This is a genomic window from Streptomyces sp. NPDC005402 (assembly GCF_040606575.1).
GTDB lineage: Bacteria > Actinomycetota > Actinomycetes > Streptomycetales > Streptomycetaceae > Streptomyces.
The window spans coordinates 1-18,034 of record NZ_JBEXFB010000004.1; the positions used below are offsets into that span (position 1 = coordinate 1).

The window sequence follows — 18,034 nt, forward strand, 5'->3', positions numbered from 1 at the left end:
CGTTGACGTCGTCATCAGCGCCGAGACAGTGTGGCGGAGCCGCATACCAGCTCGAACGATCTTCGATTCACGAACCCTGCCCCCGCGCCACGCCATGACCTGGGCGACCCCGGCCCGTCGTCCCTGATATCTACATCTCGGCCAGCAGCGCGTACGCGGTCGGCACGAAGGCGTCGCGGACACGGAAGCGGCGGGTGCACGTGGCGGCCAACGCCGTACCGGTGTCGGGGCGGAAACCCAGGAAGGCCTGCTGTCCGAGGGTCGCCCCGCCGTGGAAGTACATCGGCCCATGCTCCGTGGGGTGCTGGAACCAGGCCACCGTGTGGACGTGCCGGTGTCCGATGCCGCGCCGGAGCACAGGGCGGCGTACCGCGCGCAGCGCACCGGTCAGGGGCCGGTCCGACGGATCCAGATGTGCTTCGAGGAACGTGAGCAGGTCGTGCGGGGTGGCCCGGACGGCGCCGGCCGCCTGGAAGCCGCCGACGGCCAGCGGGGGCACGGGCGTCGTGCCGTCCCTGCGGTGTCCGGTGGCGTCGGTGTCCGGGCCGCCGGGGCCGAGGGTGGCGCCGGTCAGCCGGAGCGGGCCCAGCACCTGACCGGTGAGCAGGTCGTCCCACGGGGTGGCGGTCGCCGCTGTCAGGGCGTGGCCGAGGACGGCGACACCGAAGTTGGAGTAGTGCCAGCGGGTGCCGGGCCGGTGGCGATGCCGGTGGCGCAGGAAGGCGTCCACCACGCGCTCGGCGGGATAGCGGGCGTAGGGGTTGGTGCGCCACGTCGGCAGTGCCCGGACGAAGAAGTCGGCGGGCAGGGCGGGCAGACCGGCGGTGTGGGTGATCAGGTGGGCGAGGGTGACGGGGTCCTCGCCGGGCCGCCGGGCCGGATCCAGCAGCGCGGCGGCCGGCTCGCCCGCGGACAGCACGCCCGTGTGGGTCAGGTGGGCCAGCAGCAGTCCGGTGAACGTCTTGGAGGCCGAGCCCATTTCGTAGCGCAGCCGATCGCGCGGGACGGGCGGGGGCGGCGCGGTGCCTCCGGTGCGCACGGTGCGGAGGCCGTGCCGGGACAGCGCGAAGACGACGTCGGGCGCGTCCACGGCGTCGACGGCCGCGTCGAGTCGCCGCCGCGTCTCCTCGTCGTCGACGGCTGCCTCCTTCGACGTCACGCCGGTGATGTCGAGCGCGTCGCCCGGCCAGAAAACGGAACGCGCGGGGCGTATGTCGGCTGTCATGACGGGGTCTGCGCCAGCTGTGTCAGGGCGCGGGACATGGCCAGTACGGAGGCGAAGGCGGCGACCAGTGTCGGGTGGTAGACGAGGTCGAAGACCTCGTCGGGCTCGCCCTGCGGCATCGCGCGCACGGCGGGCATCGCGCCGTCGGGCTGCTGGGCGGCGGCGAAGCCTTCCCATGCCCGCTCGTCGAACGTGGGATGCGGCAGGCAGGCGTCGACGACCAGCAACTCGCCGAGCAGGTCCCAGCGTTGCAGGTCGAGCCAGTCGTCCAGCCAGACCGGCAGCCAGGTCGCGAGATAGTCGGCGATCCCGGCCGGCAGGCCTTCGGGGTTCTCTCCCCAGTCGGTGAGGTGGAAGACGGTGTGGGTGATGTCGTAGGCGATGTGCCCTTCCACGGTCCAGGGTTCCGGTGTCCGCCCCAGCCATGTCGCGCCGACGAGGTCGGCTTCCGGCGGCCCGGGCGGCAGGCCGAAGCGGCGCTGGAAGGCGGCCAGACCCAGGCGGCGGACCGGTGACACCTCCAGGGCGGCGAAGCTGTCCAGCCGCTGGTTGAGCCGGAAGGCCCGCTCGGCCTCGGGGCAGCTGTAGCCCAGCTCCTTGAACGGCAGGTACACCTCGAAGGGGATGGGCGATATGGGCTCGGTCTGCTGGCCGCGCACCAGCATCCGGCCGCCGTCCAGCGTGTGGGACCAGGCGTGGTCGATCAACTGCCGTGCCAGCGTGGCCTGTCGGGAGCCTGCCACGCCCTCGCGGAACAACACCTTGCAGATGAGCGCGAGTTCGCCCACCGGTTTGAAGCGTTCCAGGAATCCGATCTCCGGGTCGACGTCCAACTCCAGCCGGAATCCGTCGCGGTGGGCGTACAGCCACTCCAGGGCGCCGACCCCGACCTGGTGGACCAGACGCGTGTGGCTCATCCCGGCACTCCCTGTCCGCCGTCCACCGCGGCCGCCCCCGTGTCGTCGTCGGCCGCCTCGCGCAGCCGGTTGAGGGTCAGCACGGCGGCGAAGGCCGTCATCAGCGTCGAGTGGTAACAGTCGATGAAGGCGGGTGCGGTGGTACGGCTGCCTCGCCCGCCGACCTCCGGGACGGCACCGGAGTCGTCCTGCGCGACCGAGAGTCTCGCCCAGGCCTCCCGCAGCAGAGCGCGTTCCGGCGGGCCGGGCAGACTGCTCGCCACGGCCAGCAGTTCGCAGCTCAGGTCCCACTGCTCGTCCTCCAGGCAGGTGTCGAGCCAGGGTGCGAGCCAGTGCCGGAGGTAGTCGGCGACCGGTGGGGGCACGGCCTGCGGGGTCAGGCCCCAGTCGGTGAGATGGAAGATCACATGGGTCAGCGTGTAGCCGGCGGCCAGCTCGAACGTCCACGGCTCCGGCAGACCGGCGAGCCAGGTACGGCCCAGCGCCGTCGACATGTCCCCGTGTTCCGGGATGCCGCTGCGGCGCTCGGAGTTGAGCACGCTCAGGCGCCGGTTGGGCTCCTGTTCCGTCACCTGCCAGCCGCGGGTGCGGCCCACTGTCGCGGTGGCGCGCTCGTAGCCGGCGTGGCGCAGGCCCGCCGCCGCGAACGCCGCGTACACCTCCAGCGGATACGTGGCGAAGGGTTCGAGGCGCTGCAACTCCACGAACAGCGCGCCCCGCCTCGTCTGTTGCCACGCGAACGACAGCAGGTCGGACGCCAGCACGTGGAGCGGGTCGGCCCGGTCGGTGTGCCGTCGTACGCAGACGCACACCTGGGCCAGTTCGCCGAGGGGCTTCCAGGTGGTGTTCACGTTGCCGTGCTCGGCGAGGGCGTCGTCGCCGAGCGTGAATCCGTCGCGGTGGGCGGACAGCCAGGTCAGCGCGGCCTCGCCCACGTCCCGGACCTCGCGCGTCGCCCGTACCCCGGGCGCCGTCACACCAGCACTCCGGTTCGCATGAGTTGAGCGGCCTCGACCTGCAACTCCACGCGGGCGTCCGTGCCGCCCATCTGCGCCACGAACTCCAGACCGGTGTCCAGGCCCAGCGTCGGCGGCACCTCGTCGAGGAGGACCAGCCAGCGTCCCGCTCCGGCCGCCTGGAGCCAGTCGCGGCGGCGGACCGCCCGTACGAATCCCCGGGCGACGTCGACCGGGCGGCGGCGTGCCACCCGGGCCACCGCGCAGTCCTCGCCGGGCAGCGCCAGCGGGGCGAGCACGGCGAGTTGGTGGGTCAGGAACTGCCACGGCGCGTCGTCGAGCCAGGCCGCTTCGGGCTCGCTGTCGTCGTCCGGCGCGCCGTCGAGGGACGCGTCCAGCCGCAGCAGCGCCCGCCTCATGGCCCAGTGGCTCCACACCGAGGTGGGAGGGGCTTCGGCGGGGGGCGGGTAGGCGTGTACGGCTCTGCTGAACACGGTGAGATCGTCCGCGTCGGGGGGCGCGCAGCGCAACAGGACGCTCGGCAGGACGACATCGGCGCCCACCACCCGTACGGCGGCGAGGGACGGGTCGCCGGTCGCCGCGGGGCCGAGCCCCTTGGCGACCGTGCCTGCGAGCCGGAAGCGGTCTCCGCTCCGAAGAGCGGAGACCAGTTCCGACGTGAGGTCCTGCACCGCGCCCGCGAGGCGGGTCGAAGTGCCTGACTGCTCCATTCGGGTTCTCCCGTCAGCCCTTCTTCGGCCGCGGCGTCGGAGGCGAGAGCAGGAGCTGGCTGTGCGACGACACCAGAGCGAGCGCCGCGCACTGGCGGCTGTCGCGGTAGTAGCCGTCGGCCTCGACAGGGTCGAGAGCCGCTTCGACGTCGGTGCCGGGAACCTCGGTGAGGTCCTCGAGCTGGAATTCGGTGGAGGACATACCACCATCTCCTTTGCGAGAGATATACCGGTCTCCATCCATGTCACCGCATTGAGGCGATCTATGCAAAAAGGGATGAAATGTCCAGTTCGTGTGAGATTCAATCTCCTGCTCGCGAGTAGTTGACGAGCAGTTCTAGTGCGCGCCCCCGCGCTCCTCGCGGATCTGCGAGACCACCCGGACCACCGCCTGCCGTACCGCTTCCGTCTCGGTGAGGAAGTGCCAGTAGTCGGGGTGGCGGCCCTCCAGGCCGGCGATCGCCCGGTCCAGGCGGGCCACCGAGTCGTCCAGGGGGCGCGCGTGCCGTGGATCGGGGGTGGTGCGGCCGGTCATGGCGAGGCGCTGGGCGTCACGGATGGCGAAACGGGTGCGGTCGATCTCCTGTTGGGGGTCCTTCTGCACGGCGTTCAGCCGGCGCAGCCGGTCGCCGGCGGCGGAGACGGACTCGTCGGTGGCGTTGAGCAGGGCGCGGACCGTGGAGAGCAGGGAGGTCGCGTCCGGCCAGCGCTGTTCGTCGCGCGCGGCGCGGGCCTCGCGGAGCCTCAGCTCGGCCTGCCGGACGTTCTCCGCGGCCTGGTCCGGGACGTGTTGGAGGTCCTGCCAGCAGGCGGCGGTGAACCGGCGGCGCAGTTCGCTGAGGACCGGGTCGACCTGGCCCGCACGAGTGGTGAGGGCCTCGGCGCGGGTGCGCAGGGAGACGAGCCGGTGGTCGATCTCCGCGGCCCGCTCCGGCAGCCGCTCGGCCTCGACCCGGACCGACTCGGCCTCCCGGGCGACCCGTTCGGCCCGCTCCAGGGTGTGCGGCACACCGTGCTGCCCGGCGCCCTGGTTGAGTTTGGTCAACTCCGGTCCCAGAGCGGCGAGTCGGGCGGCGAGGTCGTCCGCCCTCAGCCCCGACTCCCGTACGGAGTCCAGGGCGTTGGAGGCGGCCAGCAGCCCCTGCCGGGCCCGCTCGACGGCCGGGGCGAGGCGGGCGAGCTGGGTCTCGGCCTTGCCCAGCAGCGGGCCGAGGCTGTCGCCGAAACGGTCCAGCTCCTTCTTGACGTTGCCCAGCTCGTCCTTGGCCCGGGTGAGCTCGGTACGCGCCTGTGCGGCGACCGCGGCCTCCAGGTCGTCCCGGTCGAGGTCATGGGCGTCGACGGCCTCGATGTAGCGCCGGCTGGCCTCGTCGATCCGCCCGCTGATCGCCTGGAAGTCGGCGACCGCCCGCCGGGCGGCGGGGGAGTCGTCGACGGCGGTGATCGTCTCTATCGAGATCCGCAGATCCCGCTGGGCGGTGTCCAGTTCGTAGAACGCGGCCGCGGCGGCGTCCTTCGCGGCCTGCGCCTCGGCCCGCTGGCTTTCCGCGCGCCCGCCGAACCAGCGCCGGGTGCCGCCGCCGGCGAAGGCGCCCGTCACCGCGAGGGCGGCCAGCAGGGGCAGGCCGACCAGGGTGAGGGTGTCCTTGAGCGCCTGACCGTGCGCGCGCGGCACCGACGACGACGAGTACGACTGCGATGGTGTCGCCGTCACATCCCTCTCCCGTGCTGTGTTCGTCCTGGCGGTGCCCGGTGTCATTCTCCCACCGGTAAGGGACGAACACACGGGCCGGTCAGTTCGCGGTTCGCACCGTGATCTTCCCGTCTCCGCTCTGGGCGGACACGATGTGGTCGCTGGAGCCGGACCGGGGCACGGACACCTCGACCCCTCCGTCGCCGCTCTTCGTGTCGACGCGGTAGGTGGCCCTCGGCAGCTCGACGGTCAGGGAGCCGTCGCCGCTGCGGGTCTCCACCCGGTCCGGTACGGCGCCGAGTTCGAGGTGGAGCGAGCCGTCCCCGGTGCGGGCGGTGACCTGGCGGGAGGTGACCTTCGCGCGCATCGATCCGTCGCCTGTGCGCAGCTCCAGCGGCCCGCTGGAGTCGGTGACCCGCACCGAACCGTCCCCGGTGCTGATGCTCAGCGGCCGGGTGAACCCCCTGGCCCGCACACTGCCGTCGCCGTCCTCGACCTTCACGCTGATGTCCCGCGGCACCTCGATGCGGTGCTTGGCCGCGCAGTCGGCCACGACGCCGCTGCACTTCATCCGCAGCACCAGCCGGTCGCCCTTCATCGACCAGGTCACCTCGGGGTCCTTGCCGACGGCGACGGTCCCCTGGAACCAGCGGGTGACCTCGATCGTGCCCGACTTGTTCGAGTCGGCGGCGACGATCTCCAGCGCCGAGTCGTCGGAGTCGACGGTCAGGGTGCGGCCCTGGAGGGCGAAGGCTTTGTGGTCGGGGGTCTTGTCGTCCCCGGCGGAGGCACCGCAGGCGGTGGCCCCCGCGACGACGAGCGCGACGACCCCGGCCGCGGCGGCGGCACGTGCGGGAACGGAACGGACCATGACGATCTCCCCCTGATCTAGCCCTGAGCGGGCGGTCGCGGGCACTCCACGACCTTGCTTCGACCCTAGGGACCGGGGCTCTCGCGGGGGATCCGGGCCGCTCCCGGATCGGGGGTGGGGTTTTCCCCCGTATCGACCCTGACTTCCCCGGCCGCCCGGGTAAGGGTTTGCAGGACACGGCCTCGGGCAAGGTAGGCTGTCGACTCGTCTCGGGTGCGTAGCTCAGGGGTAGAGCGCCTGCCTTACAAGCAGGATGTCGGCGGTTCGAAACCGTCCGCGCCCACATCGGAAGAGGACCCCGGCCGATCTCGGCCGGGGTCCTTCGTCGTTCTTCGGTGTTCCTTCGTCGTGCCGTGGGGCGTTTTCAGCCCGCTTCCTGCCGGCGGGACGCGTGCTTCAACCCGGTCCGGGCCTCCACGCGTTCCGGTGTCTCCACGTCCGTCCAGAAGCGGTGGGTGGTGACGAAGACCGCGAGTTCGTGTTCGCGCTGCCGGAGCTTTTCCACCTCGGCCTGTTCGTCGGCGGTCCAGCCGGGGGAGGCGGGGCGCTCCACCTTCCGCCAGCCGTTGTCGTCGCTGAAGCCGTCCAGAGGCGCGACCGACCAGGGGAGCCGCTTGAGCAGGGCCGACAGCTCGGCCCGGACCTGATGCAGCTCCTCCTGACCGGCGAGGAGGTCGCTAGGAAAGTCATAGGTCTTAGCCACGGCACAATGCTACGCCTGTTCGATTTTGGGTGGCGAGTCGCTTCCCGAGGTTCATGCGAACGGGCGGTGCCCGGTCGGCGGCCCGGGATCAGGGTGGGCGGGCAGCGTCCGTCCCAGCCGGGCGAGCGGCGAGAGGGCCATCACCACCGGGGACAGCAGCATTCCCGCGGCCGTCACCAGGAGGCTGGTGCGCAGCCCCCACTCCTGCGCGAGGAATCCGCCGAGCAGGGAGCCGAGCGGGGTCAGGCCCATGCCGACGAACGTGATCGTGGCGGCCGCGCGGCCCTGCATCCCGTCCGGGGTGACCGCCTGCCGAACGGCCATGACCGTGACGTTCACCAACTGGCCGCCCGCCCCGAACACGAAGCCGCCCGCGAGGAGCGCGGCGACCGTCACCGCGGAGGAGCCGTGCAGCGCGGGCACCCACAGGAACGCGCCGTCGCCGACGGCCGCCGCGGACACCAGCACCACCCCATGACCGAACCGGGCCGGCAGACGGGCGGCGAGCAGCGATCCCAGGAGCGCGCCCGGCCCCGTCGCCGCGAGCGACAGCCCGACGACGGTGCCCGACAGATGCAGCTCCCGCGGCAGGAAGAGCAGATAGACGGTCATCAGCGCGGCGAAGGAGAACTGGAAGGCCGCCGAGGTCAGGCACACGGTCCGCAGCGAGGTGTCGCTCACGACGAAACGCAGGCCCTCGTGAATCCGACGCCCTATGTGAGCGGGACGTCCCACCTGCTCCGGGATCGACTCTCGGCGACGGATCCGGCGGATCGACAGGAACGACAGAGCGAAGAACAGCGCACCGGAGGCGGCCGCGACCGGTGCCGACAGGAGTGACACCAGCGCACCGCCGAGGGCGGGACCGCCGATCTGCGCCGCGGACCGGCTGCCCTCGAGCGCGCTGTTGCCCCGTACCAGCTGATCCCGGCGCACCAACCGCACGAGCGACGACTGGTAGGCGACGTCGAAGAACACGGACAGCACCCCGACGGCGAGGACGACCACGAACAGCGCGGGCAGACCGAGCCACCCGAGGAGCCCGGCCAGAGCGGCGGCCCCCAGCGCCAGGGTCCGCCCGGCGTCCGCCAGGACCATCACCGTACGGGTCCGCCATCGGTCCACCCACGCGCCGACGAAGAGCGAGAGCAGCAGGATCGGCGCCTGCCCCACCGCTCTCAGGACGCCCAACTGGCCGGCACCGGCGTCGAGGGTCAGGACGACGAACAGCGGCAACACCAACAGGCTTGTGTGTTCCCCGAGTTGGGAGGCCGTCTGGCCCACCCAGAGGCTACGGAAGTCCCGGTCCCGCCACAGACTCGACGGGGCGGGGCGACCGGAATCGGACATGGTGGAGGAAGGAGACGGCACGGAGGTCCTCGGATCGAAGGCTGCTGTGCCACACCGTCAGGGGCAGCACGCGATGACGGGCCGGACGGCCCACGACGTCAACGCGCGCTCGGAAGACCGGGCATGTCCTCGCTCCTCTTCGGTCACTCGCCGAGCCCGAACATTAGCCGGGCGAGGCGGGGTAATGGGAGGTCGATCAGCCTGGTGAGAAGGAGCCGAGGATGACCGACGACGCCTACCTGTTCCTGCTCGACGACGCGTCCGCGCAGCTCGGCGTGGCCCCCGCCGCCGTCGGCGAGCTCGCGTGCATGGAGACCCCCGCGGTCCGCGCGTGGCTGGACGCCCAGGGAACCACGGCGACCTCCCCGCACCTGCGGCTGCTGCCGCCGGAGGAGACCGCCGCCGTGCCCGAGGGGGCCGAACGGCTGCCCGTGCCGCTGAGCGACGAGGAGCTGAGCCGGGTCCGTCACCAGCTGGTACCGCAGTCGCTCGCCGGGGTCGAGGAGGAGCTGCTCGCCTACCGCGACTGCGCGGACGGCCGGGACGGACTGATCGGCCGCGCCCTGGCCGCCGGTGTGCCGCCGCACCGCATCGTCGAACTGACCGGCGTGGACCCCGCGACGGTCACCGCCGCCGCGCAGGGCTGACCGCGGGATCGCCGTCCTGGCCTCAGTCACCCGGACCGGGGTCCGGGTGCACGGCCGACTCGATGCCCGCGCGGGCCGCTTCCAGCTGGGCGGCGAACGCGATGCCGAGGAAGAGCGCGACAGCGGTGAGGTTCGCCCACAGCAGCAGGGCGATGAAGGCCGTGAGCGGCCCGTACACGGCGCCGAAAGCACCGCTCTCCTCGACGTACAGCGCGAGCAGCCAGGTGGCCGACACCCACAGCAGCAGATGCACGGCCGAGCCGAAGGCCAGCCAGGTGTAGCCGGGCTGCACCCGGCGCGGTGACCAGCGGAAGATCACAGCGGAGGCCACCCAGGCCAGCGCGAGCCCCACCGGCAGGTCCAGCACACCCCACCAGCGGGGCCCGCCGCCGTCCCGGCCCACGGACTCGGCCACCGCGTCGCCCACGGCCTCCCCGGCGACGAGCACGACGAAGCCGAGCACCAGGGGCAGACCGGCGGCGAGCGCGAGCACGATCCCGCGCGCGTACTTGCGCGGGAAGGGACGGTCGCGCTCGATGCCGTAGATCCGGTTCGCGCCGCGTTCGATCTGGCCCATGGCCGAGGCGAGGTTCAACAGGGCGAAGCCCAGACCGAGCCACAGGGCGAGCGTGCTCCAGACACTGCCGTGCGCGGTGCGCCGCGTCCCGTCGAAGGCGTCCTTCACGATGTCGGCGCTCGCGCCCGGCACGATCCGGCCGAGCGTGAGCTCGATGATCCGGCCCACGCCCTCCGTGTGCACCGACGTGGCCAGGCCGACCAGCGCCACGGTGCACGGCACCAGACCGAGCACCACCTGGAAGGCGAGGGCCCGGGCGTTGGTGAAGCCGTCGGCGTAACGGAACCGCGCGACGGAGTCGGTCAGCAGCCGCAGGCCGCCGTAGTGGCGCAGGGCGGTGAACGCCTCGTCTCCGGAGAGCTCGTCCCCGATCATGTCCCGGGTCTGCGGGACGCGGACGGCGGTACCCATGGCGTGGACGCTCCTTGTTCGTACGGCTGGTCCCTGTGCGGTTGCCCCGAGATCCGGGTTGTCAGCGTCGAGAACCAGGTTGTCAGCGTCGTCCGCCGAACTCCCACTCATGGACCTCCACGGCGGCGTACCGGTCCGCGGTCAGCACGGCCCGTGCCCGGTCCGGATCCGGGGCACGGACCAGGGCCGCCGTGCCCAGCCAGGTGGTGGCGTCGTCCGAGAGCAGGGGGCCGTACGCGATCAGGTCGTCCCTCCCGGACGGTACGGCGAGGTCGACGGCCTCTCCCGTGCCGAGACCCAGCACCAGGTACCGGTCACCGCCGGTCCGGTCGCCGGGGAAGTCCCACATGGTGCGGCCCAGCAGGTTCCGCCAACGGCGCAGCAGCACGTCCCGGTACGCGCCCGCCTGGTAGTTGGGCTCGTCGAACGCGAACGCGCGGGCGGCAGCCGGGTCGGGCAGGTCGATGATGTGCACACTTCCGGTGAGCGTCTCCCCGTGGTCGGCGAACGTCGGCCCACGGGCGATCAGTTCGGCCTCGTACCGGTCCATGTAGGACCAGTGCGCTTCCGTCAGCTCCTCACGCAGGGACAGGGAGCCGGGCCGGTCACGGTGGTAGCAGAAGAACTCCATGGCCCCAGAGCCTTGTCCACCGGGGCCCGCATCTCAACGGCATTTGCCCGGTGGCGTGTCCGTCAGCTCCGCGAGCATCGGGGTCAGGCGGGGGGGCGAGGGCGGGGCGGGAACGTTCGAGTTCGGCCGTGACGACGGTGATCGTGGCACTCAGGGCGCGGTGGAGCTCCGCGGCGGTGAGCGAGCGTACGAGGGTCGTCTCCAGCGCGGTCGAGAGGTCCTCGGGGAGCAGATGGGCGCCCTTCGCGTACGCGATGGGGTGGCCGAGTCGCAGACAGGCCAGGGCGATGACGTGGTCGCGCAGGGTGCTGATCCAGTGTTCGGCCTGCCACCAGCGGGCGCGCTCGACGCACACGCGCGCGTGGAGGGCGTGGTGCCACAGGAGGCCGACCAGGGTGTCGCCGTCCGGGGGAGGGAAGGGTTCGAGGGGGCGGGTCCGGCCGAAGACCGTGCGCCACTGAGGGCCTCGCGGGCCGAACTCGGCCTCCGGGGCGAAGGTCAGGTCGACCTCCAGCCGGCCCGGCAGGAGGAACACCCGGATGACGACGGCCCCGACGCGCAGGTCCCAGTGGTGCAGCGCGCCGAGATCGTCGTAGAGCCGGCCCGTCCACCGCTCCAGGGTCGGAGTGAGGTCGCCGCGGACGGCCAGGACCAGGTCGGTGTCGGACCACCGGTCTGCCTCCCCGACGGCGTACGAGCCGGTGAAGGCGGCCCCCACGACCGCGCTGTCGGCTTCGGCTCGCGCGAGCAACCGCTCCCGGAGGCGGTCCCGTTCCTCGATCGTGAACATCGACCCGCTTTCGTCCAAGTGCCGTCGCTTCTTTGTCCATGGACCGGTCCGCGGTCGGGACGCGAGGGTCGGTCCATGAGCGCGGATCATGAGGATTGTCGTGCATAGCCCGGCGGTCGGACGGCGACGGATGCCAAGTGGGCTCGTCGCCCTGGCCGTCGGCGGATTCGGCATCGGGCTGACCGAGTTCCTGATCGCGGGCCTGCTGCCGCAGGTGGCGTCGAGTTTCGCGGTGTCCGAGGCGGCCGCGGGCCGGCTGATCTCCGGATACGCGTTGAGCGTCGCGGTCGGCGCGATCGTCCTGACCGCGGCGACCGCGCGGCTGCCCCGCAAACACGTCCTGGTCGGCCTGGTGGTCCTGTTCGTCCTCGGCAACCTGCTGTCCGCGATCGCGCCGAGTTACTCGGTGATGCTGCTCGGGCGGATCGTCGCGGCGCTGTGCCACGGCTCCTTCTTCGGCATTGGCTCCCTCGTCGCGCGCAGCCTGGTCGCGCCCGAGCGGAAGTCCCGCGCGGTGGCCGTCATGTTCGCCGGACTGACGGTCGCGAACGTCCTCGGCGTGCCGTTCGGCGCGCTCGTGGGAGAGCGCTGGGGCTGGCGGGCGGCGTTCTGGGCGGTCACCGCGGTCGGCCTGCTCGCGCTGGCGGGAATCGTCGCGTGCGTGCCGGGCCGCGCCGGAGGGACCCCGCCGACGGCCCCCATCGGCCTGCGCGCCCAGCTCGGTGCCTTCCGGTCCGGGCAGGTCTGGCTGACGCTGGGGGCCACCGCGCTCGGCTATGGCGGGATGTTCGGCGCGTTCAGCTACATCGCCTACACGTTCACCGAGGTCGGCGGCTTCTCCTCGGCGGATGTCGCCTGGCTGCTCATGGTGTACGGCGTCGGCCTCGTCGTCGGGAACCTGATCGGCGGGCGGGCCGCAGACCACGACCGGGACCGCGCGCTGGTCCTCACCCTGGCCGGACTCACCGTCACCCTGACCGTGTTCGGGCTGCTGGCCGCCAGCGCCACGGCGTCGGTGGTGCTGGTGTTCCTGATGGGGGTGTTCGGGTTCGCGGGCGTGCCCGGCATGATCACCCGCGTCACCGACTACGCCCAGGGCGCGGCACTCGCCGCCGGCGCCAACGTGTCCGCGTCCAACATCGGCAACGCGCTGGGCGCCTGGGCCGGAGGCCTCGCGATCACGGCGGGCCTCGGCTACACCGCACCGCTCTACGTCGGCGCCGCCATGGTGCTCGCCGCGGCCGCCGTCATGGCGGCGGCCGCGCGTCGGGCGGGGGCGGCTGGGCGGCGGGACAGGGCCATGGTGTCCCGGTGATGACTTTGGGGGCGGGTCTTCAGGGGATGGGGCCCCTGGGTCATGGTGTCGCCGCTGTTGCCGTCATGGCCGCCACCCGCGCGGCGGGCGGGGTCGTCCGGGGGGCTGGGCCGGACATGGTGGTCCGGCGATGACGTTCGGGGCGGTGACGGTTTACAGGGGGGACAGGGACGCCCCCGGGGCATGGGTGCACCGCGCCGTCGCCGTCATGGCCGCTGCCGCGCGTCGAGCGAGGCCAACCCGGCGGCCGGACCGGGACATGGTGGTCCGGCGATGACTTCCGGGGGCGGAGTCGGTCTCCCAGGAGACGAGGAGCGCCCCGTGAGAGGAACAGCCATGGAGAACCCGCAGAACGTGCGCACGGCGTCGGTACCGGACGTGGAACCGCAGACCGCCGCCGGAAAGGTGCTCTGGCACTTCACCATGTCGTTGGACGGGTTCGTGGCGGGTCCCGGGCACACGATGGACTGGATGACGGGGTTCTCGTTCCGGCCCGGCCTCGTCGAGGAGTACGCCGACACGACCGGGGCCGTGCTGGGCGGCCGGGACGGCTGGGACGCCTTCCCCGACGCCGGTGCCATCTACGGCGGCACCTGGCACGGGCCGCTGTTCGTCCTCACGCACCACCCCGAGGACGCGGGGCCCGCCGCCGGCGTGACCTTCCTGAGCTGCGACGCCGCCGACGCCGTCCGGATCGCCCTGGAAGCCGCCGGCGGCAAGAACGTGGAGGTCTTCTCGCCCACGATCGGTCGGCAGCTCCTGGAACGCGGACTGATCGACGAGATCGACCTCCACATCGCGCCGGTACTGCTCGGCGACGGGATCCGGTTGTTCGACAACCCCGGTGGCGCTCCCATCCGCCTGCAATGCCTCAACGGCGACCGCACGGCGACGGTGAACGTGCGCTACCGCCCCTTCACGACGGCTCCCAGCCAGTCGGTCAGGTGACGGCCGACCTCCTCGGGGCGTTCCTGCTGGATCCAGTGGCCGCAGCCGTCGAGGAGGTGGGCGGCGTGCAGACCGGGGAGCGTGGTGGGGAAGGCGTCGATGGCGTCGGACAGCCAGGTGGTGGAGGCGTCCAGGGTGCCGCCCAGGAAGAGGGACGGCTGGCGGATCGGCGCGCCCGCGTAGTCGGCCAGGTCCTTCCAGTCCTGGTCCATCGCGCGGTAGCGGTTGAGGGCACCGGTCAGTCCCGTGCGCTCGAACTCCCCGGCGTAGACGTCGAGATCGTCCTCGGTGAGCCAGCCCGGAAGGCGGCCGGCGGGGAAACGGTCGCGCAGCTGCCCGCCGGGCGCGACGAAGTGGGGGTCTGCGGGGACGAGTTGGGCGTCGGCCATGGGCATCGTGTCTGCGGAGAGCGCGGCGTAGAAGCCGCCCAGCCAGCCGCGTACGTCCGGCTCGATCTCCCGTTCGGCCCGGCCGGGCTCCTGGAAGTAGGAGACGTAGAACTCCTCCTCCCCGCCGATCCCCGCGAAGACCTCGCTGGGGCGGGGGCCGCCGGGCGGGGTGTACGGCACGCTCAACAGGGCGACCGCGTGGAAGACGTCCGGCCTGAGCAGCGCCGAGTGTGCGGCGATCGTCGCGCCCCAGTCGTGCCCGACGACCACCGCGGAACGCTCGCCGAGCGCCTCCACCACGGCCGCGTTGTCCTCCACCAGCTCGGTCATCCGGTACGCCGCCACCGCCTCCGGCTTCGAGGAGCGGCCGTATCCGCGCACGTCCACGGCGACCGCGCGGTATCCGGCCGCCGCCAGCACCGGCAGCTGGTGGCGCCACGAGTACCAGGACTCGGGGAAGCCGTGCAGCAGCAGGACGAGGGGCCCGGTGCCCTGTTCCGCGAGGTGGATCCGGCCGGCGGGACCGTGGACCAGACGGTGGGTGAGGTGCGGCATGTGTCCTCCGTACGTGCGGATCACGGACTACGGGTTACGGGTTACGACGATCCTGCGGGACGGCGTCGAGCTAGCGCGAGATCCGTTGCCGGTTCGGCAAAACCGCAGGCCGGGGGCGTTGTCAGACCCGGAGCCTAAGGTGGCTGGCATGGATACGGAGCAGGTGCGGCTGGTGCCCTGGGCGGAGGGCGACTTCTGGCTGCTGGAGCGGACCAACAGCCCTGAGATGACCGACCACTTGGGCGGGCCGGAGAGCGAGGAGAAACTCGTCGACCGGCATCGGCGCTACGTCGAGCTGTCGTCCGGGCGGATGTACCGCGTCACGCTCGCGGACAGCGGGGAGACCGTCGGCTCGGTGGGGTTCTGGGAGCGTGAGTGGCGGGACTCGCTGATATGGGAGACCGGGTGGGGGATCCTGCCGGAGTTCCAAGGACGGGGACTGGCCGCGCAGGCGGCCCGCGCCGTCGTCGAGGAGGCACGGGCCGCCGGCGGGCACCGGTATCTGCACGCGTTCCCGAGCGTGGAGCACACCGCGTCGAACGGTGTCTGCCGCCGGGCGGGCTTCGCGCTGATGGGCGAGGCCGAGTTCGAGTACCCGAAGGGGCACTGGATCAAGTCGAACGACTGGCGGTTCGACCTGACGGGCGAGGACGGCCGCTGAGAGCGCGGGTGGGGCGGGCGGTGACGGTCCGGACGGGCCGTCAGTCGTCGGCGGCCGCCAACTCCCGTACCACCCGCGCCGCGACGGGCACCTTCACCCCGTGCCGGTCCGCCGCGCGCAGCAACGCCCCGCCGATCGCGTCCAGTTCGAGCGGGCGGCCCGCCTCCGCGTCGCGCTGCATCGAGGACTTCATCGCGGGCGGGAAGACGTCGTAGCGGGCCAGGGCCCGGTCGGGGTCGGCGGGGCCGCCGCAGGCTCCGCTGACCGCGGCGGTCTCCTCGACCAGCGCGGTCAGCTCCTCGCGGTGGCGGGTGCGCACCTCGCCGAGGGGCAGGCCGTACAGGGTGGTGAGGAGGGCGAAGGGGGCGAGGAAGGACATCTTGGCCCACAGGGCGGCCGCTTCGTCGTCCAGGACACGGGCCCTGAGGCCGGCCGCGGCCAGGACGGAGACCAGTGCGTCGAGACGTTCGCGGGGGACGCCGTCTCCGGTCAGGTCGAGCTCGGTGAAGGGGCTGCCGTGCTCGATGACGCCCGGCGCGATCCTCGTCGACTCGACGCGGATCACCGCGGGGGCGACCCGGTCCGGGCGGTAGCGGGCGCGCAGGGTCGCCGGGTGCTCGACGCCGTTCAGGAGGGGGACGACCAGGCCGTCTCCCAGGACGGTGGGCGGGACGCGGTCCAGGGCGGAGTGCAGGGAGGTGTGCTTGACGGCGATCACACAGGCGTCGACCGGTTCGCGCAGTTCGGTGTCGGCCTCGACGGGGGTCGTGAAGTTGCCGAAGGTGCCGCTGCGGACCTGGATGCCGGCCGTGCGCAGGGTGTCCGCCGTGTCCTCGCCGGCCAGGCAGATCACCCGGTGTCCGGCGCGGGCGAGGAGAGCGGCGAGGAGGCCGCCGGTGCCGCCCGGGCCCAGGACGGCCACGGTGAGTTTCCGGTGCGCGGAGTCGTGCGCCATGTCGGGTTGTTCCTCTCGTCGGTCGGCCCCGGGGTCGGTGGCCGCCTCGGCGAGGATCATGGCATTCGGAACGGGCGGACGGAAGCGCCGATCCGCTCAGGGAGGGAGACTGTCGGTATGTGCCGCAGTATCAAGACGCTTCGTCCGCCTGTGTTGCCTGAGGAGGCGACGGAGGAGGAGATCCGGGCCGCCGCGCTTCAGTACGTGCGCAAGGTGTCGGGCTTCCGGGCCCCCGCCGCCCATAACCGCGAGGTCTTCGAACGGGCCGTGGAAGTGATCGCCGAGGCGACGGCCGAGTTGCTGGAGGGGCTGGAAGTCCGGGGAGCGGCCCGCCGCGAGGCGGGGTGACCGGGGCCGGCCTCGGACGGGTGCCCGGTGCGGGAGCCGCCCGGTGACACGCCCTGCCCGTCGCCGGCCGGGTGCTGCCGCAGTGTGATCTGCCTGGGGCGGAGGGGGCGTGCCGTTGCGCGGCCTTCCCGGTCTGCGGTCGGCGTGCGTTCTGCCGTGCCGTCGGGTGGCCTTCTCCGGTCCGAGGTCGGCGGGCGCCCTGCCGTGGCCGGTGAGAGGTGCTGTTGCAGGTTGACTGCCGGGGCGGAGGGGCGTGCGGCTGTGCGGCCACCCGGGTCCGCGGTAGGCGTGCGTCCTGCCGTGCCCGGGAGAGGTGCTGCTGCAGGTCGGCCGCCGGGGCGGGGGGCGTGCCGCTGTGCGGCCACCCGGGTCCGCGGTCGGCGTGCGTTCTGCCGTTAGCGGGGAGAGGTGCTGCCTCGGGTTCATCCGCCGGGGCGCAGGGGCATGCCGTTGCGCCGCTTCCCCGGCTCGCGGCCGACGCGCGCCCTGCCGCCGAAGGGCAGGTCACCGGCCTGCTTGGCCACCGGTGGCGCCGGCCGTTCCGGTGCAGGGCTACCCGGCCCACGCACGCCCGCACCCGACGTACGCCTGTTGCCGTTGCCGTTGCCGTTGCCGTCGACGCGCTGCCGCTGACGCCGATCCGCTACCGCGCCTCCGCTCCCCCCGTACGCGGCCGCATCACATAGGCCGCCCCCGCCCCCGCCCCGAACAGGGCTGCCACCGACACCCCCGTCGCCAGCCAGGTCGCCCCCAGCCAGTGCGCGCCGAAGTAGCCGAGGGCCACGCTGTACGCCGCCCAGGAGAGGCCCGCGAGGGCGGACCAGGGCAGGAAGTCACGGGCTCGGCGGTGGGCGGTGCCGGCCAGGAGGGAGACCACCGAGCGGCCGGCGGGAGCGAATCGGGCGAGGACCACCAGGGCCCCGCCGCCCGCGGCGAGCGCGTCGCCGAGACGTTCCTGCGCCGTGGTGAGACGACGCGAACGGGCGATCGCGCGGTCGAGGCGCTCACCGCCGCGGAAGGCGAGGCGGTACGCCGCCAGGTCGCCCAGCACGGAGGCGGTCGTCGCGCACAGGATCAGGGCCATCACGTCGGGGACCTGTCCGGTCGCCGCGCTGCCCGCCGCCGCGGCCGTCGCGGCCGTGATGACCAGCACCCCGCTGGGCAGCAACGGCACAAACACGTCGAGGAGCACCGACAGCGCGACCATGGCGTAGATCCATGGACTGCCGGTCAGTGACCCCAGGCTCTCCAACACCGCGACTCCCCGTGATTCCCCCGTAGACAGCCATACAGCGTACGCGTGGGCAGTGACAGGAGATTCACGGGGGGCTCATGAGATGAACGCGGCATGTTCACCCGGC

General features: G+C 72.6%; 20 protein-coding genes and 1 tRNA gene. 6 read left to right on the forward strand and 15 right to left on the reverse strand.

The features are described from left to right. Positions 1 to 130 precede the first annotated feature (130 nt). The 7 genes from ABZT02_RS08450 to ABZT02_RS08480 all read right to left on the reverse strand — a co-directional run bounded on the left by ABZT02_RS08450 (position 131) and on the right by ABZT02_RS08480 (position 6,393). On the reverse strand, positions 131 to 1,225 hold the full coding sequence (locus ABZT02_RS08450) for a serine hydrolase domain-containing protein (protein WP_356015567.1): 1,095 nt from the start codon (positions 1,223 to 1,225) through the stop codon (positions 131 to 133). Continuing rightward, positions 1,222 to 2,142: a hypothetical protein gene (locus ABZT02_RS08455; protein WP_356015569.1), complete on the reverse strand. Its 921-nt coding sequence runs from the start codon at positions 2,140 to 2,142 to the stop codon at positions 1,222 to 1,224. Before ABZT02_RS08455 ends, ABZT02_RS08450 begins: the two co-directional genes overlap by 4 nt. Then, entirely contained in the window at positions 2,139 to 3,119 is a 981-nt protein-coding gene (locus tag ABZT02_RS08460) for a hypothetical protein (protein ID WP_356015572.1), read from the reverse strand. The genes ABZT02_RS08455 and ABZT02_RS08460 overlap by 4 nt, the downstream gene beginning before the upstream one ends. Beyond that, positions 3,116 to 3,829: a hypothetical protein gene (locus ABZT02_RS08465; protein ID WP_356015574.1), complete on the reverse strand. Its 714-nt coding sequence runs from the start codon at positions 3,827 to 3,829 to the stop codon at positions 3,116 to 3,118. The genes ABZT02_RS08460 and ABZT02_RS08465 overlap by 4 nt, the downstream gene beginning before the upstream one ends. 13 nt (positions 3,830 to 3,842) lie before the next feature. Further along, a complete protein-coding gene (locus tag ABZT02_RS08470) occupies positions 3,843 to 4,031 on the reverse strand; it encodes a hypothetical protein (protein WP_356015576.1) in 189 nt (62 codons plus the stop codon). A 135-nt stretch (positions 4,032 to 4,166) separates the two neighbouring features. After that, complete coding sequence (locus ABZT02_RS08475; RefSeq protein WP_356015577.1) at positions 4,167 to 5,543, reverse strand: hypothetical protein; 1,377 nt, start codon at positions 5,541 to 5,543, stop codon at positions 4,167 to 4,169. Positions 5,544 to 5,622: 79 nt separating this feature from the next. Further along, positions 5,623 to 6,393: a DUF4097 family beta strand repeat-containing protein gene (locus ABZT02_RS08480; protein WP_356015579.1), complete on the reverse strand. Its 771-nt coding sequence runs from the start codon at positions 6,391 to 6,393 to the stop codon at positions 5,623 to 5,625. Positions 6,394 to 6,604: 211 nt separating this feature from the next. Here ABZT02_RS08480 and ABZT02_RS08485 point away from each other — a divergent pair. Further along, positions 6,605 to 6,676: transfer RNA gene (locus tag ABZT02_RS08485), tRNA-Val, on the forward strand. 81 nt (positions 6,677 to 6,757) lie between these two features. Here the strand turns inward: ABZT02_RS08485 and ABZT02_RS08490 are convergent. Then, the gene (locus tag ABZT02_RS08490; RefSeq protein WP_356015581.1) at positions 6,758 to 7,096 is read right to left on the reverse strand and encodes a hypothetical protein; all 339 of its coding nucleotides are present in this window, start codon (positions 7,094 to 7,096) and stop codon (positions 6,758 to 6,760) included. A gap of 51 nt (positions 7,097 to 7,147) precedes the next feature. Then, complete coding sequence (locus ABZT02_RS08495; protein ID WP_356015584.1) at positions 7,148 to 8,446, reverse strand: MFS transporter; 1,299 nt, start codon at positions 8,444 to 8,446, stop codon at positions 7,148 to 7,150. Between the two features lie 221 nt (positions 8,447 to 8,667). Between ABZT02_RS08495 and ABZT02_RS08500 the strand changes: the two genes are divergently transcribed. Beyond that, on the forward strand, positions 8,668 to 9,093 hold the full coding sequence (locus ABZT02_RS08500) for a DUF6003 family protein (RefSeq protein WP_356015586.1): 426 nt from the start codon (positions 8,668 to 8,670) through the stop codon (positions 9,091 to 9,093). A gap of 22 nt (positions 9,094 to 9,115) precedes the next feature. Here the strand turns inward: ABZT02_RS08500 and ABZT02_RS08505 are convergent, their stop codons facing one another. The 3 genes from ABZT02_RS08505 to ABZT02_RS08515 form a co-directional block, all read right to left on the reverse strand. Beyond that, entirely contained in the window at positions 9,116 to 10,081 is a 966-nt protein-coding gene (locus tag ABZT02_RS08505) for a YihY/virulence factor BrkB family protein (protein ID WP_356015588.1), read from the reverse strand. A gap of 82 nt (positions 10,082 to 10,163) precedes the next feature. Continuing rightward, positions 10,164 to 10,712 (reverse strand): YciI family protein, encoded by a 549-nt coding sequence (locus ABZT02_RS08510; protein ID WP_356015590.1) that lies wholly within the window; start codon positions 10,710 to 10,712, stop codon positions 10,164 to 10,166. Beyond that, positions 10,687 to 11,520 carry a hypothetical protein gene (locus tag ABZT02_RS08515; RefSeq protein WP_356015592.1) on the reverse strand — a complete coding sequence of 278 codons (834 nt, stop codon included), beginning with the start codon at positions 11,518 to 11,520 and terminating at the stop codon, positions 10,687 to 10,689. Before ABZT02_RS08515 ends, ABZT02_RS08510 begins: the two co-directional genes overlap by 26 nt. A 112-nt stretch (positions 11,521 to 11,632) precedes the next feature. On the opposite strand from ABZT02_RS08515, the gene ABZT02_RS08520 reads away from it, so the two are divergent. Together ABZT02_RS08520 and ABZT02_RS08525 are read left to right on the forward strand one after the other, a co-directional pair. After that, positions 11,633 to 12,817, forward strand: coding sequence for an MFS transporter (locus ABZT02_RS08520; protein WP_356015595.1), 1,185 nt, complete (start codon positions 11,633 to 11,635; stop codon positions 12,815 to 12,817). Positions 12,818 to 13,138: 321 nt separating this feature from the next. Next, positions 13,139 to 13,765 carry a dihydrofolate reductase family protein gene (locus ABZT02_RS08525; RefSeq protein ID WP_356015597.1) on the forward strand — a complete coding sequence of 209 codons (627 nt, stop codon included), beginning with the start codon at positions 13,139 to 13,141 and terminating at the stop codon, positions 13,763 to 13,765. Here the strand turns inward: ABZT02_RS08525 and ABZT02_RS08530 are convergent. Further along, entirely contained in the window at positions 13,723 to 14,709 is a 987-nt protein-coding gene (locus ABZT02_RS08530; protein WP_356015599.1) for an alpha/beta hydrolase, read from the reverse strand. The genes ABZT02_RS08525 and ABZT02_RS08530 overlap by 43 nt on opposite strands. A gap of 148 nt (positions 14,710 to 14,857) precedes the next feature. Here ABZT02_RS08530 and ABZT02_RS08535 point away from each other — a divergent pair, with 148 nt between their 5' ends. Then, positions 14,858 to 15,370 carry a GNAT family N-acetyltransferase gene (locus ABZT02_RS08535; RefSeq protein ID WP_356015601.1) on the forward strand — a complete coding sequence of 171 codons (513 nt, stop codon included), beginning with the start codon at positions 14,858 to 14,860 and terminating at the stop codon, positions 15,368 to 15,370. A gap of 40 nt (positions 15,371 to 15,410) precedes the next feature. Here ABZT02_RS08535 and ABZT02_RS08540 read toward each other — a convergent pair whose 3' ends face one another. After that, positions 15,411 to 16,325, reverse strand: coding sequence for a 2-dehydropantoate 2-reductase (locus tag ABZT02_RS08540; protein ID WP_356015603.1), 915 nt, complete (start codon positions 16,323 to 16,325; stop codon positions 15,411 to 15,413). A gap of 117 nt (positions 16,326 to 16,442) precedes the next feature. Between ABZT02_RS08540 and ABZT02_RS08545 the strand changes: the two genes are divergently transcribed. Then, positions 16,443 to 16,673, forward strand: a complete 231-nt coding sequence (locus ABZT02_RS08545) for a DUF2277 domain-containing protein (protein ID WP_356015605.1) — start codon at positions 16,443 to 16,445, stop codon at positions 16,671 to 16,673. 643 nt (positions 16,674 to 17,316) lie between these two features. Here the strand turns inward: ABZT02_RS08545 and ABZT02_RS08550 are convergent. Beyond that, positions 17,317 to 17,928, reverse strand: coding sequence for a VTT domain-containing protein (locus ABZT02_RS08550; protein WP_356015606.1), 612 nt, complete (start codon positions 17,926 to 17,928; stop codon positions 17,317 to 17,319). Positions 17,929 to 18,034 lie beyond the last annotated feature (106 nt).